General features: G+C 72.1%; 21 protein-coding genes. 10 read left to right on the forward strand and 11 right to left on the reverse strand.

The features are described 5' to 3' along the window. A partial coding sequence (locus tag ACVMLK_RS08565; RefSeq protein ID WP_457486169.1) for an ABC transporter permease occupies positions 1-1156 on the forward strand: 1156 nt, incomplete at its 5' end. 5 nt (positions 1157-1161) lie between these two features. Next, the gene (locus ACVMLK_RS08570) at positions 1162-2268 is read left to right on the forward strand and encodes an ABC transporter permease (protein WP_457486170.1); all 1107 of its coding nucleotides are present in this window, start codon (positions 1162-1164) and stop codon (positions 2266-2268) included. Between the two features lie 32 nt (positions 2269-2300). Here ACVMLK_RS08570 and ACVMLK_RS08575 read toward each other — a convergent pair whose 3' ends face one another. From ACVMLK_RS08575 to ACVMLK_RS08615, 9 genes are all read right to left on the reverse strand, one after another. After that, on the reverse strand, positions 2301-3815 hold the full coding sequence (locus tag ACVMLK_RS08575) for a polysaccharide biosynthesis protein (RefSeq protein WP_457486171.1): 1515 nt from the start codon (positions 3813-3815) through the stop codon (positions 2301-2303). Between the two features lie 157 nt (positions 3816-3972). Further along, positions 3973-5199, reverse strand: coding sequence for a molybdopterin-synthase adenylyltransferase MoeB (moeB, locus tag ACVMLK_RS08580; protein WP_457486172.1), 1227 nt, complete (start codon positions 5197-5199; stop codon positions 3973-3975). Beyond that, positions 5196-5402 carry a MoaD/ThiS family protein gene (locus ACVMLK_RS08585; protein WP_370592051.1) on the reverse strand — a complete coding sequence of 69 codons (207 nt, stop codon included), beginning with the start codon at positions 5400-5402 and terminating at the stop codon, positions 5196-5198. The genes moeB and ACVMLK_RS08585 overlap by 4 nt, the downstream gene beginning before the upstream one ends. A 276-nt stretch (positions 5403-5678) precedes the next feature. Next, positions 5679-6578: a glucose-1-phosphate thymidylyltransferase RfbA gene (gene rfbA / locus ACVMLK_RS08590; RefSeq protein WP_457486173.1), complete on the reverse strand. Its 900-nt coding sequence runs from the start codon at positions 6576-6578 to the stop codon at positions 5679-5681. A 94-nt stretch (positions 6579-6672) separates the two neighbouring features. Then, a complete protein-coding gene (rfbB, locus tag ACVMLK_RS08595) occupies positions 6673-7743 on the reverse strand; it encodes a dTDP-glucose 4,6-dehydratase (RefSeq protein ID WP_457486174.1) in 1071 nt (356 codons plus the stop codon). 12 nt (positions 7744-7755) lie between these two features. Next, positions 7756-8376, reverse strand: a complete 621-nt coding sequence (gene rfbC / locus ACVMLK_RS08600; RefSeq protein WP_198367447.1) for a dTDP-4-dehydrorhamnose 3,5-epimerase — start codon at positions 8374-8376, stop codon at positions 7756-7758. A 77-nt stretch (positions 8377-8453) separates the two neighbouring features. Next, the gene (locus ACVMLK_RS08605; protein ID WP_198367446.1) at positions 8454-8654 is read right to left on the reverse strand and encodes a hypothetical protein; all 201 of its coding nucleotides are present in this window, start codon (positions 8652-8654) and stop codon (positions 8454-8456) included. A gap of 195 nt (positions 8655-8849) precedes the next feature. Then, on the reverse strand, positions 8850-9533 hold the full coding sequence (locus ACVMLK_RS08610; RefSeq protein WP_457486175.1) for a Fe2+-dependent dioxygenase: 684 nt from the start codon (positions 9531-9533) through the stop codon (positions 8850-8852). A 101-nt stretch (positions 9534-9634) separates the two neighbouring features. Then, positions 9635-11800, reverse strand: a complete 2166-nt coding sequence (locus ACVMLK_RS08615) for a TonB-dependent receptor (protein WP_457486176.1) — start codon at positions 11798-11800, stop codon at positions 9635-9637. A 194-nt stretch (positions 11801-11994) separates the two neighbouring features. Between ACVMLK_RS08615 and ACVMLK_RS08620 the strand changes: the two genes are divergently transcribed. From ACVMLK_RS08620 to mdoH, 7 genes are all read left to right on the forward strand, one after another. Next, the gene (locus tag ACVMLK_RS08620; RefSeq protein WP_457486177.1) at positions 11995-13266 is read left to right on the forward strand and encodes an imelysin family protein; all 1272 of its coding nucleotides are present in this window, start codon (positions 11995-11997) and stop codon (positions 13264-13266) included. Continuing rightward, on the forward strand, positions 13263-14609 hold the full coding sequence (locus tag ACVMLK_RS08625) for a di-heme oxidoreductase family protein (RefSeq protein WP_457486178.1): 1347 nt from the start codon (positions 13263-13265) through the stop codon (positions 14607-14609). The genes ACVMLK_RS08620 and ACVMLK_RS08625 overlap by 4 nt, the downstream gene beginning before the upstream one ends. After that, positions 14609-15703, forward strand: coding sequence for an imelysin family protein (locus ACVMLK_RS08630; RefSeq protein ID WP_457486179.1), 1095 nt, complete (start codon positions 14609-14611; stop codon positions 15701-15703). The genes ACVMLK_RS08625 and ACVMLK_RS08630 overlap by 1 nt, the downstream gene beginning before the upstream one ends. After that, positions 15703-16800, forward strand: coding sequence for a DUF1513 domain-containing protein (locus tag ACVMLK_RS08635; protein ID WP_457486180.1), 1098 nt, complete (start codon positions 15703-15705; stop codon positions 16798-16800). The genes ACVMLK_RS08630 and ACVMLK_RS08635 overlap by 1 nt, the downstream gene beginning before the upstream one ends. Positions 16801-16885: 85 nt before the next feature. After that, positions 16886-17545, forward strand: a complete 660-nt coding sequence (locus tag ACVMLK_RS08640; RefSeq protein WP_198367439.1) for a carbonic anhydrase — start codon at positions 16886-16888, stop codon at positions 17543-17545. A 251-nt stretch (positions 17546-17796) separates the two neighbouring features. Then, a complete protein-coding gene (locus tag ACVMLK_RS08645; RefSeq protein WP_232477308.1) occupies positions 17797-19275 on the forward strand; it encodes a glucan biosynthesis protein in 1479 nt (492 codons plus the stop codon). Beyond that, entirely contained in the window at positions 19263-21440 is a 2178-nt protein-coding gene (gene mdoH / locus ACVMLK_RS08650; protein WP_457486181.1) for a glucans biosynthesis glucosyltransferase MdoH, read from the forward strand. Before ACVMLK_RS08645 ends, mdoH begins: the two co-directional genes overlap by 13 nt. Positions 21441-21467: 27 nt before the next feature. Here the strand turns inward: mdoH and ACVMLK_RS08655 are convergent, their stop codons facing one another. After that, complete coding sequence (locus ACVMLK_RS08655) at positions 21468-23129, reverse strand: ABC transporter permease (RefSeq protein ID WP_457486182.1); 1662 nt, start codon at positions 23127-23129, stop codon at positions 21468-21470. 208 nt (positions 23130-23337) lie between these two features. Then, positions 23338-24360 carry an extracellular solute-binding protein gene (locus ACVMLK_RS08660; protein WP_457486183.1) on the reverse strand — a complete coding sequence of 341 codons (1023 nt, stop codon included), beginning with the start codon at positions 24358-24360 and terminating at the stop codon, positions 23338-23340. Positions 24361-24516: 156 nt separating this feature from the next. On the opposite strand from ACVMLK_RS08660, the gene ACVMLK_RS08665 reads away from it, so the two are divergent. Beyond that, entirely contained in the window at positions 24517-25938 is a 1422-nt protein-coding gene (locus ACVMLK_RS08665) for a M20 family metallopeptidase (protein WP_457486184.1), read from the forward strand. Positions 25939-26019 lie beyond the last annotated feature (81 nt).

Below are 26019 nucleotides of genomic sequence, written 5' to 3' on the forward strand. Positions count from 1 at the left end.
GCGCCCGGCCGCCTCGGCGCGCCGGCCGCGCCGCTTCGAGGCGGCGTGGCTCGCCGCCTGCGCCTGGCGCGAGACGCTCGAACTGCTGCGCGACCCGATCCGCCTGACCTTCGCCCTGCTCGGACCGCTGCTGCTGGCGCTGGCCTTCGGCTTCGGCATCTCCTTCGATGTCGAGAACCTGCCCTATGCCGCGCTGGATGGCGACCGCACGCCGGAGAGCCGTGGCCTGCTCGAAAGCTTCGCCGGATCGCGCTACTTCTCCGAGAGGCCGCCCCTGGCCGACGCGGCGGCGGCCGAGGCGCGGCTGCGCGCGGCGCGGATCGCCGTCGCGGTCGAGATCCCGCCCGGCTTCGGCCACGACCTGCGGCGCGGCGACCGGCCGGAGGTGGCGGTCGCGATCGACGGCGCCATGCCCTTCCGCGCCGAGACCGCGCGCGGCTATGTGCTCGGCCTGGCGCAGAGCTGGCTGCAGGACCGGCAGGCGCTCTCCCCGCTGCCGCGCGGCGCGGCGCTGCTGGCCATCGAGCCCCGCTTCCACTTCAACCAGGCCTTCCGCAGCGTGGTCGCCATCGTGCCGGGCGTCATCATGCTGATGCTGATGCTGGTCCCGGCCATGCTCGCCGCCGTCGGCGTGGTGCGCGAGAAGGAGAGCGGCGCCATCGCCAACTTCCGCGCCACGCCGGTCACGGCGCCGGAGTTCCTGATCGGCAAGCAGCTGCCCTACATCGCCGTGGCGCTGACCAGCTTCGCCATGCTGGTGGCGGCGGCGTGGCTTGCCTTCGGCGTGCCGGTCCTCGGCTCGGCTCCGGCGTTGGCCCTGGGCGGGCTGCTCTACGTCCTGGCCTCGACCGGATTCGGGCTGCTCGTCTCGGCCTTCGTCCGCAGCCAGGTCGCGGCGATCTTCGCCACCGCCATCCTCTCCATCGTGCCGGCGGTGAACTTCTCCGGCCTGCTGGTGCCCACCGCCTCGCTGACGGGGGCGGGGCGCGTCATCGGCCTGGCTTTCCCCGCCAGCTGGTTCCAGCAGATCACCATAGGCACGATGAGCAAGGGGCTGGGCCTCGACGCGCTCTGGTGGAACCACGCGATGCTGGCCGGCTTCGCGCTGCTGTTCATCGCGCTGGCGGCGCTGCTGCTGCGCAAGCAGGAGGCCTGAGGCCGGTGCGCGGCCTCGGCACGATCCTCTGGCTCGGGCTCAAGGAGCTGCGCGTGCTGCGGGCGGACCCCGTGCTGCTGCTCCTGCTGCTCTACACCTTCACCGTGGCGGTCTACACGGTGGCGACGGGCATGAAGACGGAGGTGCGCAACGCCGCCGTCGCCGTGGTGGACGAGGACCGGTCCGATCTCTCCCGCGCCATCGCGGCCGCCCTGCTGCCGCCGCAGTTCCGCCCGGCCGTGGCAATGACGCCGGCCGAGGTGGCGCGGGCCCTGGATGCCGGGCGCATCACCTTCGCCCTGCAGATCCCGCCGCGCCTCGAGGCGGACCTGCTGGCCCGCCGCCCGGTGAACCTGGCCATCGATGTCGACGCCACGGCGATCTCCCAGGCCGGCAACGGCTCGGGCTTCATCCAGCAGATCGTGCAGCAGGAAGTGGCGGCCCGGCTCGGCGGCACGGCCTCGCCGATCGATCTCGTGCTGCGCACGCGCTTCAACCCGAACAGCACGTCGGAATGGTTCAGCGCCGTGATGCAGGTGGTGAACTCGACGCTGATCCTCTCCATCATCCTGCCCGGCGCGGCGCTGCTGCGCGAGCGCGAGCACGGCACGCTGGAGCACCTGCTTGCCATGCCGGTGACGCCGCTGCAGATCCTGCTGGCCAAGATCGGCGCCAATGCGCTGGTCATCGTCGGCGCCGCCGTGCTCTCCCTGCTGCTGGTCGTGCATGGTCTGCTCGGCGTGCCGCTCGCCGGCTCGCTCGCCCTTTTCGTCCTCGGCACGGTGCTGTTCCAGCTTTCGGTGGCGGCGCTCGGGGTCCTGCTGGCGACGGTGACGAGCTCGACAGGCCAGTTCGGCCTGCTCGCCCTGCCGTCGATCATCCTGATGATGCTGCTCTCGGGCAGCATGACCCCGCTGGAGAGCATGCCGCCCTGGCTGCAATGGGCGGTGCAGCTGCTGCCCACCACGCAGTTCGTCGCCCTCTCGCAGGCGGTGCTCTACCGGGGCGCCGGCCTGGAGGTGGTGGCGCCGCGCCTCGCCGTCCTGGCCATGCTGGGCGCGGCCTTTCTCGGCGTCACCTTCCTGCGGCTGCGGCGCAGCCTGGCGGGCTGAGGCGCCAGGCCGCTTCCCTCAGGCCGCTCCCCTCAGGCCGCCCTGGCCGCCGCCTCGGCCTGCTGCCGGAACGCCGCGCCGCGCGCCTCCATCCCGGGGATCAGGGCGAAGGTGGTGGCGACGTCGAGCAGCTTGCCGCGCACCGCCGGATCGCTCGCCCAATCCGCATTCTCGATCAGCGAGGGCAGCAGGGCATCGGCCAGCAGGGCGGTGACGGCGCGGTAGCGGGCGGCCTCCGCGGCGCCAGGACCGGCCCAGGCCGGCGCCGTCCCCCACCAGAGGATGTCGAGAAGCTGCCGGGCCGGGGTCTGGCGGAAGATCGCGCCGGCCATGCCGGCGACCGCCTGCAGCAGCGCGGACTTCAGGGTCTCGGCGCCGCCGGCCGCCGGCGCGTCCAGCGCCTGGCGCAACCGCGCCAGCTCATGATCCAGCGCGTCCGGCGGGAAGGGGCGGAAGCGCGCGCCGACCATCGTGCCGGTGCTGTCGGCATAGCCCTCGACGGCTTCGAGGGCGTTGAGCAGGGGGTGGTACTCGATCTCGCCGCTCCAGTCGAACTGGCCGCGGAAGAAGCGCTCGTCGTAGCCGCGCGGCACGCCGAGGAAGCGGACCGCGGCGTCGCGGCCGCTGCGGTCGATCTGGAACAGCGCCATCTCGAGCGTGTTCACCGGCCAGCCCAGATCGACGGCGCTCCAGAAGCCGTCCGCCACCGGCTCGCCGGCCAGGGCGAGGGCATTGATCAGCAGATGCGTCGCCTGGCGCAGGTTCTGCACGTTGAAGAACCTGTCGGCGCCATGCAGCCCGACCAGCCCCGCCTCGATGCCCTCGGCGATGTCGCGGGCGACGATGCCGTTCTCCAGCACATGGGTGAAGCGGGTGGTGGCGAAGCGGGTCGGTCCGCCGCCGCGTGCCGCCACGGCCCACTGGAACTCGGCCAGCTTCTTGCTGCCGGTGTAGACGTGGTCGGTCACGTAGGCGAAGCACTTGCCGGTCGAGGAATAGACCGCCCGCGCCACGCCATGCCGCCGGCAGGCCGCGATGACATGGCCCGTGCCATAGACATTGGTCTCGATGGCCTCGCGCACCACCGCCTCGGCCCGGCCGGGCTCGCGGATGCTGGCCAGGTGGAAGACCACCTCCGGGCGGTGACGGGCGAAGGCCTCGTCCACCGCCGCCGCCTCGCGGATATCGACGGGACAGGCCTCGCCGGGCCCCTCATGCGGCGCGACGTCGAGGCAGACCAGCGCCGCCGGGCGGAACTCCGCCAGCAGTCCGCGCAGGCGCGTGCCGACGCAACCCGCGCCGCCGGTCACCAGGATGCGGCGGCCGGCGAGCTGCGCGGCGGCGGCCTCGCGGTGCAACTCCACATTGCGGGTCATGGCGAGATGCAGCGGGTCTTCCTGCAGCCGGCCCTCGGCCTTGAAGGCGGCGATCAGCGCCCGCGTCGCCGCGCGCAGCGGCTCCAGCTCCGAGGGGGACAGGTCGGAGGCGCCGCTGGACGCCAGGGCCTGAATATGGCGGATCAGTTCGGCACTGGTTTGCGGAGGCATCTCTCTATCCCGGATCGCCCATGCGCCATCGGGCGCGCGCGGCGGTGAAGTTTCGGATGGTTCTTTCAGATAACGGACCCGCTTCGCGGCGCCCCGGAGCGCGCCGGCAACCGGCGTCTCCGCTTTCCTCCTCAGTCCACCGGCTCAGTCCACCGGCTCAGTCCGCGGGCGCCGGCTGCCTCGGCCGCGCCTCGCCCGGCTCCGCCCTGGGGCCGGTCCAGGCGGCGAAACCCTTCTCCAGGTTGTAGAGCAGCGAGGGATCGTAGCCCGCCGCGGTCAGGGAACGGATCACCGCCGCCGAGCGCAGGCCGGACTGGCAGTAGAGCACGATCTCCCGGTCACGCGGCAGGGCGTCCAGCAGGGTGTTCTCGGGCCGGAGCCCGCCGGAGAGGACCAGATCGACGGCTTCCGTCAGCGCCGGCTTGGACAGGCAGAGCGCCTGCGGGATGGTGCCGCCCAGCCATTCCGAGGGATTGCGCACGTCCACCAGCGTCAGCGCCTCGCCGCCGGCCAGCCGGGCCTGCAGCGCGTCCGCCTCGATGCTGCGGCCGACCTGCGGGGCCGAGCAGACCATCACCGTCTCGCGCAGTTCGATCTCGTCCCGGGGGCCGCTGCAACAGGGGCAGGCGGGCGCCCTGGCGATGTCCACCGAGGTGAAGCTGAGGTCCAGCCCGTCATAGACCAGCATGCGGCCGATCATCGGCTGGCCGATGCCGGTCAGCAGCTTGATCGCCTCGGTCGCCTGCAGGGCGCCGATCACGCCGGGCAGCACGCCCAGCACGCCGGCCTCGGCGCAGTTCGGCGCCAGCTCGCTCGGCGGCGGCTCGGGGAAGAGACAGCGGTAGCACGGGCCCCGGCGCGCGTCGAAGACGCTGAGCTGGCCGTCGAACCGCAGCACGCCGCCATAGACGTTGGGCTTGCCGAGCTTCACGCAGGCGTCGTTCACCAGGTAGCGCGTCGGGAAGTTGTCGGTGCCGTCGATGACGACGTCGTAGCCGGCGATCAGGTCCAGCGCGTTGCCGACATTCAGGAAGACGTCATGCCGCTCGATCACCACGTCGGGGTTGAGATCGCGCATGCGCGCCGCGGCGCTCTCGGTCTTCGGCCGGCCGAGGGTGCTGTGGCCGTGCGCCACCTGCCGCTGCAGGTTGGTCTCCTCCACCACATCGGGATCGACGAGGCCGATCCGGCCGACGCCGGCCGCGGCCAGATAGAGGGCCGTCGGGCTGCCGAGGCCGCCCGCGCCGATCAGCAGCGCGCTGCCCGCCTTGAGCCGCCGCTGCGCCTCGAGGCCGAATTCGGGAAGAATGAGATGGCGGCTGAAGCGGCGCAGCTCCGCCGCGCCCAGTTCCGGCAGGGCAGGGTCCGTCAGGCGCGCGCTCATCCGCCGGCGATGCTCGCCAGGATGCGGATCTCGTCATTGGCCGCGACCGGCGTCGCCAGCCCGTCCAGCAGGCGGATGTCCTGGCCGTTCTTGCAGACCACGATGAAGCTGCGGAGGTTGCCGGCGTTGAAGATGTGATTGCGCAGTTCCGACGACTGGCCAACGAAATTGTCCAGCGTCCCGGCCACGGTCTCGCCAGTCACGGCAACACGGCTCTGCTGATCCGTATAACGACGCAAGGAACTCGGAACGAGGATTACAGGCATCAGCTTCTCCAATACGGCAGCCTGATGAGCCTAGACTGATCCTCCCTTATCTTTAAAGAGACTTATCCCTTGCGGGAAGGCATCTCGCGCGACTGTGCTTTCCATGAGCAAAGAGCAATATGGCCGCCAATCGGTGTCAAACCTCTGTGAGAGACGCCTTCCGGCGCGATCGGGGCAGCGGCAGGCGCCCCGGCGGGCGCCAGCCGGAACGGCTCAATCCTCGTGGCTGGTCTCACGGTGCAAGACGAGGTTCTCAAGATACTGCCCGTAGCCGCTCTTGCGGAGGGGCTTGGCCAGGGCATGCAGCGCGGTGTCGTCGATCCATCCATTGCGCCAGGCCACCTCCTCGGGGGCGGCGATCTTCTGGCCGGTCCGTTTCTCGATCGCCCGGACGAACTCGCCGGCCTCCAGCATGCTGTCATGCGTGCCGGTGTCGAGCCAGGCATAGCCGCGGCCGAGGCGGGCGACGCGCAGGCTGGCCTCGCCCAGATAGATCTGGTTGAGGTCGGTGATCTCCAGTTCGCCCCGCGCCGAGGGCTGCAACTGGCTGGCCAGGGCACCGGCCCGGCCATCATAGAAGTACAGCCCCGTCACCGCCCAGTTCGAGCGCGGCTGCGCCGGCTTCTCCTCCAGCGAGAGCGCCTGGCCCTGCCGATCGAAGTCGACGACGCCGTAGCGCTCGGGATCGGAGACCTGATAGGCGAAGACGGCGGCGCCCCGTTCCCCGGCATCGAGCGGGGCGCGGGCCATGCGAAGTTGCTTCTCCAGATCGTGGCCGTGGAACAGGTTGTCGCCGAGGATCAGGGCCGAGGGCTGGTTGTCGAGGAACTTCTCGGCCAGCACGAAAGCATGGGCGATGCCGCGCGGCAGGTCCTGCTCGACATAGCTGAGCTGCACGCCCCAGGCCGCGCCGTCGCCCAGCAGGCGGCGGAACAGCGGCAGGTCATGCGGGGTGGAGACCACCAGGATCTCGGTGATGCCGGCCAGCATCAGCACCGAGAGCGGGTAGTAGACCATCGGCTTGTCATAGACCGGCAGCAGCTGCTTCGACACCGCCAGGGTGGCGGGATGCAGGCGGGTGCCGCTGCCCCCGGCCAGGATAATACCCTTCATGACACTCGTCCCGGAAGCTGGGGCCGCGGGATGGGCGGCCCGTTGTGGGGAATCGCAGGCGGCCGGCCCGGCGCCCTGGCCGGGCCGGGCGGTCTCACGACCTGCCGGCCTCGGGCAGCAGGCCCAGGCGCTGGCCGTCGTAACGGCCCTCGCGCAGCGGGCGCCACCACCATTCGTTGTCGAGGTACCAGCGCAGCGTCCTGTCGATGCCGCTCTCGAAGGTCTCCCGGGGCGACCAGCCCAGGTCGCGGCCGATCTTCACCGGATCGATGGCATAGCGCCGGTCGTGCCCCGGACGGTCGGTGACGAAGGTGATCAGCCGGCGGCGCGGCCCGGCCGCATCGGGACGCAGCGCATCCAGCCGGTCGCAGATGGTCTCGACCACCTCCAGGTTCCGCTTCTCCGCCTTGCCGCCGATGTTGTAGGTTTCGCCGGGCCTCGCCTCCCGCACCACCAGGGCCAGCGCCCGGGCGTGGTCCTCGACGAAGAGCCAGTCGCGCACGTTGCCGCCGTCGCCATAGACCGGCAGCGGCCGGCCCTCCAGCGCGTTGAGGATGATGAGCGGGATCAGCTTCTCGGGGAAGTGATAGGGGCCGTAGTTGTTCGAGCAGTTGGTGACGATGGTCGGCAGCCCGTAGGTCTCGTGCCAGGCGCGGGCCAGATGGTCCGAGGCCGCCTTGGTCGCCGAGTAGGGCGAGCGCGGGTCGTAGGGCGTCGTCTCGCTGAAGGCCGGGTCATTCGGGCCGAGCGAGCCATAGACCTCGTCGGTCGAGACGTGCAGGAAGCGGAAGGCGTCCTTCTCCGCCGGCGGCAGGGCGGACCAGTGGGTGCGCGCCGCCTCCAGCAGGGTGAAGGTGCCCACGACATTGGTCTGCACGAAGGGCGCCGCGCCGGCGATCGAGCGGTCCACATGGCTCTCGGCGGCCAGGTGCATCACCGCCTGCGGGCGGAAATCCGCGAAGGCCCCGCGCATCGCCTCGGCATCGGCGATATCGGCCTCGAGGAAGGCGAAGCCGGGCTTCCCCTCGCAATCGCGGATCGAGCGGCGGTCGCCCGCATAGGTCAGCTTGTCGACGACCAGGACCTCGTCGCCGAGCTCCAGGACAAGGTGGCGGACCAGGGCGGAACCGATGAAGCCGGCACCGCCGGTGACGAGGATACGCAACGGGGCAATCCCTCAGGCGAAGAGGTTGGGCGGCAGATCACGCAGCAGGGGCTGGCGCTGATCCTTCTCCGACAAGATGGCGGCATCAGGGCCGACCGGCCACTCGATCGCCAGCGCCGGGTCGTTCCACAGCAGGCCCTTGTCGCAATCGGGCGCATAGGTGTCCGTCACCTTGTAGGCGACCTCGGTGTCCGGCTCGAGCGTGCAGAAGCCATGCGCGAAGCCGACCGGCACATAGAGCTGCAGCCCGTTCTCGGCCGAGAGCTCGGCCGCCACATGCTGGCCATAGGTCGGCGAGCCGGCGCGGAGATCGACCGCCACGTCCAGGATGCGGCCGCGCAGCACCCGCACAAGCTTGGCCTGGGCATGGGGCGGGGTCTGGAAGTGCAGGCCGCGCAGGGTGCCGACCCCGGCGGACCAGGAGAAGTTGTCCTGCACGAAGGCATCGGCGATGCCGATCGCCTCGAAGTCGCGCAGCGTGTAGGTCTCCGCGAAGGCGCCGCGGTGGTCGCCGAAGCGCCGCCCGGACACCAGCACCGGACCATCCAGCGCGGCGCGGCTGGCCTCGAAGTTGCCGGACCTGGCACTGGGCGTCCAGCCGGTCGCCTGGGCCGGCGGGGGGACGGTCGACATGGCGCTCTCCTGTCGGGCGGCTTCGTTTCGCCCGGTATGGCGCGAAGCAGCCCGGCGGGCAACGGGCCTGGCCCGCCTCAGCCGGCGCGGCGGACCGGCAGGCGACTCTCCGCCAGGGCGCGCCGCACCTGCCGGCGCAGCGCCTCCGGGTCGGCATGCAGCCCTTCCTCGGCGGCCCGGGCGGCGGCTTCGGTGGCGATGAAGCGCCAGGAACCGCCCTGCTGAACGGCGACACCCAGGAAGCGGCCATCGATCTCGATGGGCCGTGATCGTATCATGGTCAGTCTCGGTAAGATCTTGCGGCGCTGTGGGCCGCGGGTCCGGCGCGGGCACCGGCGGGCGAGCGACGCTCTATGGCCGCAGAGGCAGCGTGGAGCAATGAAAACACGCTTCCGGAGCCCGGTGCCCCTCGCCGCCCGGGCATGCGGCGAATGCAGGCCGGGCCGGAGGGGCCGAACCAGGGGGCCGCGCTGTTACATCTCCACCCATTGGCGTAACAGATTGTGATAGGTCGCGGTCAGCCCCAGCACGCCCGGATGGTGGTCCGGCAGGTCGGCGCGGGTCCGCATGATCGACATGTCGAGGTCGTAGAGCAGGCGGCGGCGGCCGTCGTCCTTCACCATGGACTGGGTCCAGAAGAAGGAGGCCCAGCGGCTGCCGCGCGTCACCGGCTCGACACGGTGCAGGCTGGTGGCCGGATAGAGCACCATGTCGCCCGCCGGCAGCTTGACCGTCTGCGCGCCGTAGGTGTCCTCGATCACCAGCTCTCCCCCGTCATAGGCCTCCGGCGGGGTCAGGAAGAGGGTGGAGGAGACGTCGGTGCGGATGCGCTGCCGGGCACCGGGCAAGAAGCGGATGGCATTGTCCACATGGGCGTGGAACTGCATGCCGACATCGTAGCGGTTGAACAGCGGCGGAAAGACGCGGAGCGGCAGCGCGGCGGTGGTGAAAAGCGGGTTGCGGCCCAGCGCCTGCAGAACGATGTCGCCCAGCTCGCGCGATTGCGGCGAGCCTTCCGGCACCTGCAGATTGTGCTTGGCCTTGCCCGACTGCTCACCGGCGGTGACCTTGCCGTCGACCCATTCGGCCGCCTCCAGCACGCGGCGGCAATGCGCCACTTCCTCGGCGGTCAGAAGGTTCGGGATATGCACCAGCATGGCTCGGCTTCCGCTGTGACGGGTCCAAGGAGAAGGGGAAGGGCGCGCGGGCCCTTCCCGTCGCGCCCGGTGGTCAAAGGTCGGTGGTCAGAGGTCGGTGGTCAGAACTCGGCGGCGAGGGTGAACAGCACGGTCCGCCCGGGCGAGGGGACGATGCGGTTGGCCCAGAGCCCGTCGTAGTTCAGCGCGTCGCCCAGGTTGTAGCCGTTCACCTGGACCCGCAGGTTGTCGTTGATGCGGTGGGAGATCATCGCGTCGAAGACCAGGTTGGCGGGGGCCTCGGCGGTGTTGCCGGCGTTCAGGTAGACCTTGTCGCGCCAGGTCACGCCGCCGCCGATGGTCAGGTTCCAGGGCGAGGCGCGGTTGAACTCGTAGGTGCTCCAGAGGGCGGCCGCCTGCTCCGGCACGAACTGCACCCGCCGGCCGATATTGGCCGCGTTGGTCGAAGAGGTGGTCTCGCTGTCCATCGCCGTGTAGTTGGCGTTCAGCGTCCAGGCCGGGGTGATCTGCCCGGTCACGCCGATCTCGACGCCCTGGTTGCGCTGCTTGTCGCTGGTCTGCACCAGCGCGGTCGGGTCCGTCTCCGAAGGCGCCAGCGAGTTCGACTTCAGGATGCGGTAGAGCGAGCCGTAGACGCCGATCCTGTTCTCCAGGAAGCCGACCTTGGCGCCGAGCTCATAGAGTTCGTTGCGCTCCGGGTCGAAGTTGGAATTGAAGTTCGCCGCCGTCGCGGGCTGGGTCGAGAAGAGCAGCCCCGGCGGCGTGTGCGAGACCGAGTAGGTCGCGTAGTAGGTCTGGCTCGGTGTCGGCTCCCAGACCAGCGAGGCGCGCGGGTCGACCACCGTCTTGCTGGGCGAGGCGCCGGTGCGGATGCCGGTGGCGTAGGTGACGGCGTCGTAGTCCACGTCGAAGTGGCTGACGCGGACGCCGCCGATCACCGACAGTTCCGGGATCAGCCAGAGCCGCTCGTTGATGAAGCCGGCATAGGTCGTGTTGTTGCCGTTGCGCTTGTAGGAGGCGGCGCCGCGGTCGAGCGAGATGTCGCCCTGGCCGCCGAACACCGGGATCGCCGGGCGGGTGCCGAGCAGATTGTAGCCGGTACGCTCGAAATCCTCGTACATGATGTCGAAGCCGGCGAGCAGCTCATGCCGCAGCGGCCCGGTGGTGAAGCGCGCCGTGGCGGTCGCGACGTTCTGGATGCCCCAGCTTTCCTGGTGGTACGGGTTGCCGGCGCCGCTGGCCGTGACCACGCCGCCCCGCCGCTGGAAGAAGGGCGTGACGCAGGTCGCGGCGGCGCAGCTGACGATGGAGGTGACATAGTCGCGGTCGATGAAGCTCAGCCGCGTGTCGTTGGCCAGGGTCAGCCAGTCGTTCACCTTGTGCGAGAGGCGGGCGGTGAGGATATCGGCCGTCACCTCGTCGCGGTCGCTGTCCAGCCCGTACCAGGTGGAGCGCGGCAGGCCGAACTCGGTCATCGGCCGGGCGATGGTCCCGCCCGACGGGGCGATCACCGGAATCCCGGAATCGGTCGCGTTGTCGTACTCGTAATGCTGGTAGTGCAGCGAGAGGGTCGTGTCGGTGCCGAGGCCGAAGGCGATCGAGGGGGCGATGCCCCAGCGCCGGCTGTCGACGCCGTCGCGGTCCACCAGCTCGCTCGACTGTCCCATCAGGTTCAGGCGGAGGGCGGTGGTCTCGCCGATCTGCTGGTTCAGGTCGATGGTGCCGCGGGCGAAGGGGCCCATGCCGCCCGTCGCCGTGAAGCCGTAGGAATTGCCGAGATGCGGCAGCCGGGTGCCGACCGCGATGGCGCCGCCCACCGTGCCGTTGCCGAGGGCGAAGCCGGAGGGGCCCTTGAGGACCGAGACCTCCTCATAGGTGAAGGCGTCCCGCGTATAGGCGCCGAAGTCGCGCAGCCCGTCGACGTAGATGTCGTTCTGCGCGGCGAAGCCGCGGATGCGGAACTGGTCGCCGTTGACGCCGCCGTTGCCTTCGCCGATCGAGGCGGTGATGCCGGGGACGTTGCGCAGCGCCTGCTCCAGCGTGGTGACGTTCTGCTGCTCCAGCACCTCGCGCGAGATGGTGTTGATGGTCTGCGGCGTGTCCTGGACCGAGCCGGGCAGGCGGCTGACCGGGGCCGGGCGCTGCAGGGCATTGGCCGGCGCCGCCGCCCGGACATCGACCGGCGGCAGCGCCACCGTGTCGCCGGCCGCCTCCTGGCTGCCCTGCGCCAGCGCGGCCCCCGGCAGGCTGATGGCGATTCCCGCCATCAAGGCCGCCTGCGACGCGCTACCCTTGGAAACACCCTGCCTGGTCATGGCTCGTGCTGATCCTGCGAATGAGAATATATCGCATCTTTAATTGCTGTGCTGAGGCCCGTCAATGAACCGGGCAGGGGGCTCCCTTGAATCTGCGAACCGCTTGCAATAACAGCGACGGGCTGGCGGAATCAGGAGCCTTGCCCATGCAGCGTCGCAGCCTCGCCCTCGGCCTTCCCGCCGGCCTGCTTCTGGCCGCCCTGTCCGGCCCCGCCGCGCGCGCCCAGGTGCAGGCCGACCAGCGGGCCGTGCTGCGCCACTACGCCGATCTCGGCCATGCCATGTACGGCGACAGCCTGGCCGGCGCCGAGGCGCTGCGGCAGGCGGTCGGCGCCTTCCTGGCCGCGCCCACGGCCGAAGGGCTGGCGGCGGCGCGGCAGGCCTGGATCGCCGCCCGCGCGCCCTACGCGCAGACCGAGGCCTTCCGCTTCGGCAATCCCGAGGTGGACGCGTGGGAGGGCCGGGTGAATGCCTGGCCGCTGGACGAGGGGCTGATCGACGCGGTCGATCCCGCCTACGGCACGGAAAGCGACGAGAACCCCCTCTACGCCGCCAACATCATCGCCTCGCGCAGTCTCAGGCTGGGCGACGAGACGCACGATCTCTCCGCCATCACGGCCGAGGCGCTGGAAGGGTTGCACGAGGCCGGCGGCGTCGAGGCCAATGTCACCATCGGCTACCATGCCATCGAGTTCCTGCTCTGGGGCCAGGACCTGCACGGCACGGGCAAGGGCGCCGGCGAACGGTCCTTCACCGATTACACCACCTCCGCGAATGCCGACCGGCGCGGCCAGTATCTGCGTGTCGTCACCGATCTGCTGGTGAAGGATCTGGCCGACATGGCCGCGAAATGGGGGCCGGAGGGCGAGATCCGCCGCCGCCTGTCGGGCCGGCCGGCGCCGCAGGGCCTGGCCGCCATGCTGACCGGCCTCGGCAGCCTCTCCTACGGCGAGCTGGCCGGCGAGCGGATGAAGCTCGGCCTGATGCTGCACGATCCGGAGGAGGAGCACGACTGCTTCTCCGACAACACCCACAACAGCCATCGTGGCAATGTGCTGGGCATGATCGCCATCTGGCGCGGCGAGTACACGCGGACGGACGGCACGGTGCTGCGGGGCGCCAGCCTGCGCAACCTGGTGGACCGCACCGACCGCCGCCTGCGCGAGCAGATGGACGCCCGCTTCGCCGCCACCGGCGCCGCCTTCGACGCGCTGAAGCAGCGGGCCGAGACGGTCGAGGCCTATGACCAGATGCTGGCCGAGGGCAACCCGGCCGGCAATGCCGCCATCCAGGCCTGCATCGACGCGCTGCTGGCGCAGACCCGGAGCATCGAGCGCGTCGTCGCGGCGCTGAAGCTGCCGGCCATCTCCGTCGAGGGATCGGAGAGCCTGGACGATCCGGCCAAGGTCTTCAAATGATCCCCCGGCCGGCGGTGCGCGCCGCCGGCCTGCTCTGTGCCCTCCTGCTGGCGGCACCGGCGCTGGCGCAGGGCGCCTTCCGCCAGCCGGAGGCGGCGCTGACGGCGGAGCAGCGGTTCGGCTTCCGCCTCGGGGAGGCGGTGTTCCGCCGGCTCTGGGTCTCCGCCCCGGCCTCGACCCGCCATGCCGATGGCCTCGGCCCCCTGTTCAACGCCCGTTCCTGCCAGGGCTGCCATATCGGCAACGGGCGGGGCCGCGCGCCGTCCGGGCTGGTCGCGCGCATCTCCGTCCCGCCCTCCGTCCTGCCCTTCGGCGCGGAGGCTGCGGCGCGGCTCGCGGCGGGCACCCTCGGCTGGATCGACGAGCCGCGCTACGGCGCGCAGCTGCAGCCTTTCGCCGTGCAGGGCCTGGCCGGGGAGCCGCGCCTCGTCACCGAATGGCGGGAGGAGGCGGTGACGCTGGCCGATGGCACCGCCGTGCCGCTGCGCCGCCCGCTGCACCGGACCGAGGCCGCGCCGGGGATGCCGCCGCTGCATCCCGACGCCATGCTCTCGCCCCGCCTGGCGCCGCCGATGATCGGCCTCGGCCTGCTCGAGACGGTGCCCGAGGCGCAGATCCTCGCCCTGGCCGATCCGGCGGATGCGGATGGCGACGGCATCCGGGGCCGGCCCAATTCCGTCTGGAGCGCGGCGGCGGGCCGCCCCGTCCTCGGCCGCTTCGGCTGGAAGGCCGGGGAGCCGGATCTGCCCCGGCAGGTCGCCAGCGCCGCGGCGCTCGATCTCGGCCTCTCCACGCCGCCGCGCCCTGAGCCCTGGGGCGACTGCACCCCGGCCCAGCCCGCCTGCCGCGCGGCACCGCACGGCCTGGCGGCGGGACAGCGGACCGAGCTGGGTCCGGCGCTGTTCGACCTGCTGCTCCAGTTCACCCGCCATCTGGCGGTGCCGCCCCGGCGCGACACGGCGGCGCCGGCGGTGCGGCGGGGCGAGGCGCTGTTCGCGGCGCTGGGTTGCGCCGCCTGCCACAATCCGCGCTTCACCCTGGCCGATGGGCGCGCCATCGCCCCCTATACCGATCTGCTGCTGCATGACATGGGCGAGGATCTGGCGGATGGCCGGCCGGAATGGCGGGCCGGCGGGCGTGACTGGCGCACCCCGCCGCTCTGGGGCCTGGGCCTGACGCGGGCGGTATCCGGCGAGACCGCCCTGTTGCATGATGGCCGGGCGCGCTCGGCGCTGGAGGCCATCCTGTGGCATGGTGGCGAAGCGCGCCCCGCGCGCGAGCGGGTCGTCGGCCTTCCGGCCGCGGACCGCGCCGCCCTGCTGGCTTTCCTGGAATCGCTCTGATGCGCCTGACCCGCCGCCATCTCCTGCCGTTCGCCGCCGTGCTGCTGGTGCCGGCGACGCCGCATGCCGCGCCGGACGAGGCCGCCTACCGCGGGCTGAACCGCGGCGTGGTGGAGCAGGTGCTGCTGCCCAGCTACCGCGCCTTCCTGGAGGCCGCCGCCAATCTGGCGGCGCGGCTGGACACGCTGGCGCGCACGCCGGGCGAGGCGGCGGCGCTCGAGGCGGCCCGGGGCGGCTTCGCGGCGGCCATGCGGGCCTGGCAGGGCATCCAGCATGTGCGGGTCGGCCCGGCCGACCTGTTCAGCCGCCATGCCCGCATCCAGTTCTGGCCCGATCCCCGCAACAGCATCGGCCGCGACCTCGCCGAGGCCATCGCCCAGCGCGATGCCGCCGTGCTGGAGGTGCGGCCAAACGCGCTCCGCAACGTCACCCTGCAGGGCCTGCCGGCGCTGGAGTGGTTAATCCATGGCGACGAGGCGGTGGCGCGGCTCCGCGCCGGCGATGCCGAGGCCGCCTTCCGCATCGCCCTGCTGCGCAGCATCGGCGGGAATCTCTCCACCCTGGCGGCGGACATGCTCGCCGGCTGGACCGGCGGCGAGCAGCCCTTCGCCGCCGCGCTGATCCAGCCGGCCACGCCCTACGCCACGCCGCTGGAGGCGACGCAGGAGCTGTTCAAGATGCTCCACGCGGCGGTGGAGGTGGTGGCGGACCGCAAGCTGACGCGGGCGCTCGGCGCCGGCCCGCCCGCGGCACGGCCGCAACTGCTCGAATCCTGGCGCAGCGGCCTGTCCGGTCAGAACATCCAGGCCAATCTGGCCGCCGCCCGCGCCATGTACCGGGCCGGCTTCGCCCAGACCCTGGAGGGCGCGGGAGAGGGCGAGCTGGCCACCCTGCTGGGCCGGGCCTTCGATCAGGTGATGGCGAGCGCGGAGGCCCTTCCGCTGCCGCTGGAGGAGGCGATCGGCGACGCGGCGCGCCGCCCCGCCGTGGAGCGGCTGCGGCAGGAGGCGGTGGCGCTGAAGGCGCTGCTGGCGCAGCGCCTGGCGCCGGCCCTCGGCATCCCGCTCGGCTTCAACGCGCTGGACGGCGACTGATGCGGCGGCGCGACCTGCTGCTGGGGGCCGCCCTGGCCGCGATGCCCTTCCGCCCCGCGGCGGCGCGCGAGGCGCTGATCCTCGGCGCCTGGCGGCAGCCGGGGGAGGGGGACCGCCTCGCCGCCTTTTCCACGGGCGGCCGGGCGCCGCTGCGCCTGGGCCTCGAGGCCCGCGCCCATGGCTTCGCGGCGCATCCCCGGCGCCCGCTGGCGGTGGTCTTCGGCCGCCGCCCGGGCTGGGAGGCCCTGGTGGCCGATCTGGCGCGCGGCGAGCTGAACCAGGCCTTCGCCCCGCCGGAGGGGCGGCACCTCAACGGCCACGGACTGTTCTCGGCCGATGGCCGGCTGCTCTATGCCACCGAGACGCGGGTGGAGGATGGCGAGGGGCTGATCGGGGTCTATGACGCCGCGGCGGATTTCGTCCGCGTCGCCGAGTTCCCGAGCGGCGGGCGCGACCCGCACGAGATGCGCCTCTCGCCCGATGGCGGACGGCTGATCGTCGCCAATGGCGGCATCCTGACCCATCCCGACGCGCCGCGCGCCAATCTCGACCCCGAGGGCATGGACCCCTCCCTGGCGCAACTCGACGCGCGGACAGGCCGCATGCTGGCGCAACGCCGCTTCGACCCGGCGCTGAACCGCCTGTCCATCCGCCACATGGCGGCGGTGCCCGGCGGCACGGCCGTCGCCATGCAGTACGAGGGGGAGGAGACGGCGGAGGTGCCGCTGCTGGCCATCCAGCGCGGCGAGGGCGGGCTGGCGCCGCTGGACCTGCCCGATCCCTGGCGCGCCGCGTGCCGCAACTATCTGGGCAGCGTCGCGGCCGATTCCTCGGGCACCGTCCTGGCGGCCACCAGCCCGCGTGGCGGCCTCACCCTGTTCTGGGACCTGGCGGCGGGCCGCGCCCTGGAGCCGGCGCGGCTCGGGGATGTCTGTGGCCTGGCGCCGGGGGATGCGCCGGGCTGCTTCATCCTGGCCAGCGGCCAGGGCGGGCTGGTCGAGGCCGATGCCCGGCGGGGCCGGATGCGACCCCTCGCCGGGCCTCCGGGCAGCGATTCGCGCAGCGCCTGGGACAATCATCTGCTCCGTCTCGGCTGAGCGCGCCCTCCCCGCGCGGCGCGCGCTCTGGCGCCCGGCGTCTTTCCTCCCTAGATGCCAGCCCGGGACCGAGCGGGAGAGAGGCATGACGGGCGAGCGGACGACGCCGGCGGACGGGATCGAGGCGCTGATCGGGGGATACCGGCGGTTCCGCAGCGAGGTCTGGCCCGAGCGCCGCAAGCTGTTCGAGACCCTGGCGCGGGACGGGCAGCATCCCCGGGCCCTGGTGATCGCCTGCTCCGATAGCCGGGTCGATCCGGGCATGATCTTCAACGCGGCGCCTGGCGAGCTGTTCATCGTCCGCAACGTCGCCAATCTGGTGCCGCCCTATGCGCCGGACGGCAGCTACCACGGCACCAGCGCCGCGCTCGAATTCGGTGTCTGCGTGCTGCAGGTGCCGCGCATCATCGTCCTCGGCCATGCCATGTGCGGCGGCGTGCGCGCCCTGCTGCGCGGCTTCCCGCCGCAGACCGGCGACTTCGTCGAGCCCTGGCTGACCGGCCTGGCCAGCGAGGCGCGGCGCCGCGCCCTGGCCTGCGACGCACCTGGGCCCGAAGCGGTGATGGCGGAACGGGAATGCGAGCTGGAGACGGTGAAGCTGTCGCTGCGCAACCTGACGACCTTTCCCTGGATCGCCGCGCGGATCGCGGCCGGCACGCTGACCCTGCACGGCGGCTACTTCGACATCCGCGACGGCATCCTGTCCTACCTTGATGATAACGGCCGGTTCTCGCCGGTTGCATGAACGGGCGGGCGCCGTCAGAACGCCACGCTTCGGCCGCATTGCCGGCCGATGAGACCATGAGCGGCCACCGGCCCCGCCAGAGGTGCGCCGGAAGGCGGGCCTAGGGAAGCCAGAGGGGAGGCTGAGGCTTTGCCTTGGCCGGCAACCCCGCTGGCCATGGGGCGTTGGCAGGAGGCCGCCTGCTGAGGGAGAATCTGCCTGTGAACCGCCGCGACGCCCTGCTCGCCGCCGTGTCCCTTTCCACTGTCTTCATGGCGCAGGAGACGGCGCATCTTTCCGAGGCCCGGGCGGCCGCCGCCGGCGAGACGCCCTTCGATGGCGGCACCGTGCGCGAGACGGCCCGCAAGCTGGCGCAGGAGGCCTTCAAGCCGCCGCCCGACACGCTTCCCGCCGGCCTGACCGACCTCACCTACGACCAGTACCGCGACATCCGCTTCCGCCCCGATCAGGCGCTGTGGCGGGCCGAGGGCCTGCCGTTCCAGATGCAGCTCTTCCATCGCGGCTTCCTCTACAAGTCGCGGGTCGATCTCTACGAGGTCGCGCGCGGCATGGCGCGGCCGATCCCCTACAGCCCCGACCTCTTCACCTTCCAGAACCTGCCGCGCCCGGAGAACGCCGATCTGGGCTTCGCCGGCTTCCGCCTGCATGCGCCGATGAACCGGCCGGACTATTTCGACGAGGTCTGCGCCTTCCTCGGCGCCAGCTACTTCCGCGCCATCGCCAAGGACCAGATCTACGGCCTCTCGGCGCGCGGCCTGGCCATCGGCACGGCCGATCCGAAGGGCGAGGAATTCCCCGTCTTCCGCGCCTTCTGGGTCGAGCGCCCGCGCGAGGGGGTGAACGCCATCACGTTGCACGCGCTGCTCGACAGCCCCTCCTGCTGCGCCGCCTTCCGCTTCGGCATCCGCCCCGGCGTCTCCACGATCTTCGACGTCGAGTGCACGATCTTCCCGCGCAGCGACATGCCGACCGCCGGCATCGCGCCGCTGACCAGCATGTTCTGGTTCTCGCCGCTCAACCGTACCGGGCGCGACGACTGGCGGCCGGCGGTGCATGATTCGGACGGGCTGATGCTCTCCACCGGGCGGGAGGAGCGCATCTGGCGGCCGCTGAACAACCCGCGCGACCTGCAGCTCTCGGCCTTCGGCGATGTCAATCCGCGTGGCTTCGGCCTGGTGCAGCGGCGGCGCGACTACGCCAGCTACGAGGATCTGGAGGCGCGCTACGAGAAGCGGCCGAGCCTCTGGGTGGAGCCGATCGGCGACTGGGGCGAGGGGGCGGTGCAACTGGTCGAGATCCCGACCAGCAGCGAGATCCACGACAATATCGTCGCCTTCTGGCGGCCGCGCGACCCGCTGCGGGCGAAGGGCGAGTACCGCTACACCTATCGCCTCCACTGGTGCGCCGAGCCGCCCGGCGCGCCGGAACTCGGCCGCATCCGCGAGGCGCGCTCCGGCGCCTCCTTCACGCAGGGCGCGCGGATCTTCGTCTTCGACGCGACGGGCGAGGCGCTGTCGGCGCTGCCGGCGGAGGCGAAGCCGGAGCTGAAGGTGACGGCGAGCGCCGGCGAGATCCGCAATCCCGTCGCGCAGCGCAATCCCGAGACGGGCGGCTGGCGCATTAGCTTCGACCTGCTGCCGCGCGACGCGCGCCTCGTCGAGCTGCGCGCGGAGCTGACCCTGGACGGCCGGCCGCTGACCGAGACGCTGCTCTACCGATGGACGGCATGAGCCTGCCCTCCGGCTGGCGCGGCCTGCCGCCGGAGGCACCGCTGGAGATGCCGGTGCAGTCGCTGCGCCAGCGGCCGGCGCGGCGGGGCGGCGGCATGCCCTCGCGCCCGGCGGCGCTCTGGCTGCGGCGGCTGCTGGTGATCGGCACCGCCATCGCGCTGACCGCCTATGGCGCGCGGGAGATGTGGCTGGTGCTGAACAGCGGCCAGCCGACGCCGCTGCAGGCCCTGGTGCTGATCCTCTTCGTCGTGCTCTTCTCCTGGATCGCGCTCTCCTTCACCAGCGCGACCTGCGGCTTCATCCGGCTGCTGCTCGGCCCAGACCGGCGTCTGGGCATCGCGCCCGACGGGCCGCCGCCCATGCCGGGCGCGCGGACGGCGCTGCTGATGCCGACCTACAACGAGGATCCGGCGCGGGTCATGGCGGGGCTGCAGGCGATCCACGAATCCCTCGCCGCCGCCGGGGCGCTCGACCGGTTCGACATCTTCATCCTCAGCGACACCACCCGGGTCGACGCCTGGATCGCCGAGGAGGCGGCCTTCCTGGCGCTGCGCGAGCGAACCGGCGACCAGGAGCACATCTTCTACCGCCGCCGCCCGAAGAACACCGAGCGCAAGGCCGGCAACATCGCCGACTGGGTGCGGCGCTGGGGCGGCGCCTATCCGCAGATGCTGGTGCTCGACGCCGACAGCGTGATGGATGCCGACACCATCCTGCGGCTGGCCGACGCGATGGCACGCCACCCGGATGTCGGGCTGATCCAGACCCTGCCGATCATCGCCGGCGGCAACACGCTTTTCGCGCGGATGCAGCAGTTCGCCGGGCGCGTCTACGGGCCGATGATCGCCGAGGGCATCGCCTGGTGGCACGGCTCGGAGGGCAACTACTGGGGCCACAACGCCATCATCCGCACGCAGGCCTTCGCCGAGGCGGCCGGCCTGCCCGAGCTGCGCGGCCGCAAGCCGTTCGGCGGCCACATCCTGAGCCACGACTTCGTGGAGGCCGCGCTGCTGCGCCGGGCCGGCTGGGCGGTGCACATGGTGCCCTGGCTGCGCGGCACCTACGAGGAGAGCCCGCCCTCGCTGATGGACCTCGCCATCCGCGACCGCCGCTGGTGCCAGGGCAACCTCCAGCACGCCGCCGTGCTGCCGGCGCGCGGCCTGCACTGGGTCAGCCGGCTGCACCTGCTGACCGGCATCGGCAGCTACATCACCGCGCCGATCTGGCTGGTCTTCCTGGCCATGGGCGTGGTGCTGGCGGTGCAGGCCCGTTTCATCCGGCCGGAATACTTCCCCGCCGGGCCGAGCCTGTTTCCCGAATGGCCGGTGGTCGATCCCGTGCGCGCCATGTGGGTCTTCATCGGCACCATGGCGCTGCTGCTGATCCCCAAGGTGATGGCCTGGATCGCGCTGGTGCTGCGCGGTCCGGAGCGGCGCGGCGCGGGGGGCGGCATCCGCGCCTTCCTGTCCATGCTGGTGGAGACCCTGGTGGCCGGCCTGCTGGCGCCGGTGACCATGCTGACCCAGTCGGTGGATGTCGCAGCCATCCTGATGGGGCGCGATTCCGGCTGGAACGCCCAGCGGCGCGACGACGGCTCGCTGCCCTTCGGCCAGGTGGCGCGCCTCTACTGGAAGCACACGGTCTTCGGCCTGGCCTTCGGCGTCCTGGCCTGGCTCGTCTCGCCCTATCTGGCGCTCTGGATGTCGCCGGTCGTGCTGGGGCTGGCGCTCGCCATTCCGCTGGCCGCCTGGACGGCGCGGCGGGATGTGGGCGTGGCGCTGCGCCGGATGGGCCTGCTGCTGACGCCGGAGGAGCATGAGCCGCCGGCGATCCTGCTGCGCGCCCGTGCCCTGCAGGCCGAGCTTCAGGCGCTGCCGGCCACGGCGTCCGGGGCGGCCCGCCTGCTGGCCGAGCCGGCGCTGCTGGAGGCGCATCGCCGCATGCTGCCGCCGCCCCGCCGGCCACGCCAGGACCCCTTCGACCCCAACCTGCTCATCGGTTTCGCGAAGCTCGACGAGGCGGAAAACCTGGACGGGGCGCTGGCGGCGCTGAGCCCCGCCGAGACGGCGGCGGTGCTGGCGGATGCGAAGGGCCTCGCGGCGCTCCAGCGGCTGGCGGGCGGCGGCGCGGCGGTCGGCGGGGTGCCGGCCCTGGCCGGTGGATGAGAGGGCGGCGGGAAGACGCCATCCGCCCTACCTGGTGGGAAGAGCGGGCGCCAGGACCCCGCCCGGCGTGACGCGCGGCGTCGCCGCCCGCCGTTCCGCGCGGCGGCCCGCCGCCATCAGCACCAGGATCGGTGGCAGGCCGATGACGGCCAGGGCCAGGGCGGCGACGGCGCCTTCCTCGTAGGTCCCGCGAGAGGCCTCGGCATAGAGCGCCGTCGCCAGCGTCTCCATGTTCATCGGCCGCAGCATCAGCGTCGCCGGCAGCTCCTTCATGGCATCGAGGAACAGCAGCAGCGTCGCGCCCCCCGCCGCCGGCAGCAGCAGCGGCAGATGGACCCGCAGCAGCAGCCGCAGATCCGCCGAGCCCAGCGAGCGGGCCGACCAATCCACCTCGCGCGGCAGGCGGGCATAGGCCGCCTCAAGCCCGCCCGCCGGAATGGCCAGGAAGCGGATGACATAGGCCGCGACCACCGCCACCGCGCTGCCCGAGAGCAGCGGCGGCGCCAGGGCCCCCAGCCCGGCGGTCAGGGAATCCAGCCAGCCCAGCGCGATGATGACGCCGACCGCCGCCACGCCGCCGGGCAGGGCGTAGCCCAGCATGCTCAGCTTCAGCAGGGCGGAGCCGGGCTTGCGGCCGCTGCCGTCCCGCCGGGCCGTGAAGGCCAGCAGCAGCGCCAGGGGCAGCGCCACGGCGCAGGCCGCGGCGGCCAGCAGGGCGCTGTTCGCCATCCAGCGCCACAAGTCCGGCGGCAGGCCGAAGGCGGCGAGGCGATGCCCGGCGGCCCAGGCGAGATAGCCCGCGGGCACGCCGAAGCCCAGCAGCACCGGCAGGGCGCAGGCCAGACAGGCCGACAGCCCGGCGAGCCCCGCCAGCGGCGTGAGTTCCGGCGAACCGGCGCCGGCGACCGCATGCGCCGCGTGGCGCCGCCCCCAGCGCTCCAGCAGCAGCAGGGCCAGGACCAGCAGCAGCAGCAGCAGCGCGATCTGCGCGGCGCCGGGCAATGAGGAGCGGGTGATCCAGGTGACGTAGACCGAGACGGTCAGGCTGCGCACACCCAGGAACTCGCTGGCGCCGACATCGTTCAGCGCCTCCATCAGGGCCAGGGCGGCACCGGCGGCGATGGCGGGCCGCGCCAGCGGCAGGCCGATGCGCAGGAACAGCGCCAGGCCGCCCGCGCCGGCCGCCTGTCCGGCCCGCAGCACCTCCCGCCCCTGGGTCAGGAAGGCGACGCGGGCCGCCATGTAGACATAGGGGTAGAGCACCAGCCCCATCACCAGCACGCAGCCGCCGAGCGAGCGGATCTCGGGCAGGGGGATGGCGCGCGGATCGGTGAGGCCGAGCGCGCCACGCAGGGCCATCTGCACCGGGCCGGCCGGATGCATCACATCCAGCCAGGCATAGGCGGCGACATAGGTCGGCAGCGCCAGCGGCAGCAGCAGGGCCCAGGAGAGCAGGTCGCGCAGCGGGAAGCGGTGGCAGGTGACGAGCCAGGCCGTGCCCGTGCCGGCCGCCACGGTGAAGAGGCCGATGCCGCCCAGCAGCAGCAAGGTCTCCCACACGGCCTGCGGCAGCACGAAGCGGAGGAGATGCGGCCACAGATCCCCCGAGCCGCTGCCGGCGGCGACCGCGAGCGCGATCACCACCAGCAGCACGGGCGAGACAGCCAGCGCGGCCCAGACGCGCAGCATGGTCAGAGTCGCGGCATGGTCAGGCGTGGCGCCGGGTGGCGGGCTTGGACATGATCGGCATTCGGCACCGGGAGCCAGACGGCGAGGAATGGTCCGCGCCAGGGAGCAGGAGAGCGGGGCCGATGCCGCCGCATGAACGAGATGCCCGGCAGGGCCGGCGGGCGAGCAGGCCCGCCGGACGACTCCGCGGGCCGAGGCCTGGTCCGCCTTAGCGGTCGAAGCCGACCTCGTCGACGATGCGGCTGGCCTGCACGCGCTTGGCCGCGATCTCGGGCAGCGACACGGCCAGGGCCTGCTGCGGACCGAAGCCGGCGGTGATGGGGTGCAGCGGCGCGTCGGCGCGGACCGGGTATTCGAAGTTCATCTCGGCGTAGAGTGCCTGCGCCTCGGGCGAGACCAGGAACTCCAGCAGCTTCACCGCCTCGGCGCGGTTCGGCGCATGCCTGGCGACCACGGCGCCGGAGATGTTCACCATGGCACCGTCCGCCGGCAGCACCACCCGCACGGCCTGCGCCCACCGGCGCTGCTCGTCGCCGCCGCGCCCGGCCAGCATCAGGCCCATGTAGTAGGTGTTGGCGACGCCGACGTCGCAGAGGCCGGCCATGATGTCGCGGGCCACCTCGCGGTCGCCGCCGGCGGCGCGGCGGGCCAGATTGGCCTTCACGCCGGTCAGGTAGGTGCGCAGCCAGGCTTCGTCATGCTTGATCAGCAGGGCGGCGAAAAGGGCCGTGTTGTAGGGGTGCTGGCCGGAGCGGATGCACACCTTGCCGCGGAAGCGCGGATCGGCCAGATCCTCGTAGGTCAGGCTGGCCGCGTCGGCCTCGCTCACCCGCTCGCGCGAGACATAGAGGGCGCGGGCGCGGGTGGAGAGCGCGAACCAGCGCCCGTCCGCGCCCCGCAGCGCGGAGGGAACGGCGGCCGTGAGGGTGGCGGACTGCACCGGCTGCGCCAGATCCCGGTCCACCAGCTCCATCAGGTTGCCGATATCGACCACCATGGCGAGGTCGGCCGGGGAGCGCGCGCCTTCCGCCGCCAGCCGCTCGGCCAGGCCGCCCTGGACGAAGACCGTGTTGACGGTCGTGCCGGTCTCCTGGGTGAAGCGGTCCAGCAGCGGCCGGATCAGGCCGGGCTCGCGCGTGGTGTAGAGGTTCACCTCCGCGCTCCGGGCTGCGGGAGCGGCGAGGGCGAGCACCAGGGCGCCGAGGGCGACACGCAGCGGGCGGAAGGGCATGATCTGACGGTTCCGGGCCTGAACTTCTGGCGCGAGACGTTACTGATACTTAATAGCAGGTCAAGGACGCCGGACCCTCGCCTCGACATTTCCGCCCCGCCGCCGCACCCTGGCCGCCCCTGGTTGTTGCCCCTGGTTGTTGATGGAGGATGGTCCGTGCAGAACACCGATGAGATCTGGCGCCTGGTCGAGCAGCACCAGCAGGCCTTCATCGCGTTGAGCGACCGGGTCTGGGAGATGCCCGAACTGGCCTATGCCGAGGTGCGGTCCTGCGCCGAGCACAAGGCGGCGCTGGAGGCGCACGGCTTCCGCGTCACCGAGCGGCTGGCCGGCATCCCGACCGCCGTGATGGGCGAGGCGGGGGAGGGCGGCCCGGTCATCGCCATCCTGGGCGAGTACGACGCGCTGCCGGGCCTCAGCCAGGAAGCCGGCGTGGCCGAACACCGGCCGTTGCCGGGCGATGGCGCCGGTCATGGCTGCGGCCACAACCTGCTTGGGGCCGGCGCTATGCTGGCGGCCACGGCGGTGAAGGACTGGCTGGCCTCCCAGGGCATCCAGGGCCGCGTGCGCTATTACGGCTGCCCGGCCGAGGAGGGTGGCGCGGCCAAGGCCTTCATGGTCCGCGAGGGCTGCTTCGATGACGTCGATATCGCCATCTCCTGGCATCCCGCGCCCTTCGCGGCGGTGAACGAGGCCCGCTCGCTGGCCAATACCCGCATCGACTTCAGCTTCACCGGCCGTTCCAGCCACGCCGCCGCCGCGCCGCATCTGGGCCGCAGCGCGCTCGATGCCGTCGAGCTGATGAATGTCGGCGTCAACTACATGCGCGAGCACATGCCGAGCGACGCGCGCATCCACTACGCCTATCTGGATGCCGGCGGCATCGCGCCGAATGTCGTCCAGGGCACGGCCAAGGTGCGCTACCTGATCCGCGCCAACGACCTGCCGGAGCTGCAGACGCTGGTGGCGCGCGTGCGCAAGATCGCCGACGGGGCGGCGCTGATGACGGAGACGACGGTGACGACGCGGGTCGTGTCCGCCGTCTCCAACCTGCTCGGCAACCTGCCGCTGGAGCGGGCGATGCAGAGCCAGCTGGAGCGCCTCGGGCCGCCGCCCTTCGACGAGGCCGACCGGGCGCTCGCCGCCGAGTTCCAGAAGACGCTGTCGGATGAGGACATCGCCTCGGCCTTTCGCCGCATGGGCGTGCCGGTGCGCCGCGGCGTGCCGCTGGCCGATGAGATCATCCCGCTGGAGGCCAAGGGCGCGGCGATGGTCGGCTCGACCGATGTCGGGGATGTCTCCTGGGTGGTGCCCACGGTGCAGGCGCGCGGCGCCACCTATGCCATCGGCACCCCGGGCCATTCCTGGCAGCTGACGGCGCAGGGCAAGACGCCCCTGGCGCACAAGGGCATGGTGCATGTCGCCAAGGTGATGGCCGGCGTCGCCGTGGAGGCCCTGCGGGATCCTGGCCTGGTCGAGCGCGCCAAGGCCGACCAGGCGGCCCGCACGGCCGAGACGCCCTATGTCTGCCCGCTGCCCGCCGATCTGGTGCCGCCGGTGAGGATGGCCTCGGCCTGATGCCGTGTCCTTCCGGGAGGCGGGGCAACTCCTCCTCCCGGGGGCATCGAAGAAATTCAGCTAAAAGTAGAATTTTCTTTT

This window comes from Teichococcus aerofrigidensis (genome assembly GCF_054073225.1).